This window comes from Bacillus sp. mrc49, from assembly GCF_002803435.1.
This window is the reverse complement of record NZ_PHNG01000109.1, coordinates 1-1,044: the sequence shown is the minus strand read 5'-3', so window position 1 is coordinate 1,044 and position 1,044 is coordinate 1. Positions and strand designations below refer to the sequence as shown.

General features: G+C 49.5%; 1 protein-coding gene. It reads left to right on the top strand.

Annotated elements, in window-relative coordinates; genetic code table 11:
- Positions 1 to 56: 56 nt before the first annotated feature.
- Positions 57 to 1,044: ABC transporter substrate-binding protein (locus tag CVN76_RS00750; protein WP_332850578.1), on the top strand; the 988-nt coding region annotated here is incomplete at its 3' end.

Genomic DNA, 1,044 nt, shown 5'->3' with positions numbered 1-1,044 from the left:
TTCAGAATGGAAGGCAGATGGACGGACAAGCCGTGAAGGCGTCGTTGGAGCGGGCGATGAAGGACAGCCTGGCGATCAAGAATGCCTTGCGCATTGAATCGATAACAGCGAAGGGAAATAAGCTGACGATCAAGACGGAGGTGCCCTTTCCGGAGTTTCCATCGGAATTGGTCCATCCCAATACATCGATCATTGATGTAACGGAAAGCGACTTCATGAACAAGCCGATAGGGACGGGACCATTTGCCGTCTCGAAATTCATTCCGGGCACGGCGGTTGATTTAATACGTTACGAGGCTTACTGGAATGGAGCTGCGAAGCTTGCAAAAGCAAGGTTTTCTTTTAATGAAGATGCCAACGCCCGGTCCCTTGCCCTTGAATCGGGGGATGCCGATATTGTCTTTCGTCCGGAAGTCGAAAGTCTTGAAAGTTTAGAAGCGATAGATCGTGTGAAGGTGGAATCGACCTCTACCTTCCGGGTGCATCAAATGACGATGAATCTGGAACGGAAAGCGCTGCAGGACATCAACGTCCGAAAGGCCATTGATGCTTTGATCGATCGTTCAACGATTGCGGAAACGATTTTGCATGGACATGCAGAGGTTGCCAAAGGGCCGTTTCCATCGACGTTCTCTTTTGCTCCTGACTATCCGGAAAAAGGGAAGGGGATGGAGGCGGCAAGATCGTTTCTTGAGCAGGCAGGATATCAGGAAGTGAATGGGGTCATGCAAAAGGATGGCAAACCACTAACGTTTACCCTTTTAACCTACAGTTCACGTGCCGATTTACCACTGATCGCACAAGTTTTTCAATCGGATGCCGGCCAATTGGGAATCGATGTCGATATCAAGCAAATAGAAATCCCGGAAGAATATATGGCCGCCAACAGGGATTGGGATTTAACGACCTACAGCAATTTGACGGCTCCGCGTGGGGATGCCGGTTACTACTTGAATGCAACCTATCATCCGAATGGAGCCTTGAACTTCAGTGGGGCGGATGATGATCATCTGACGGAGATGATCGATGAGCTGAATATGACGG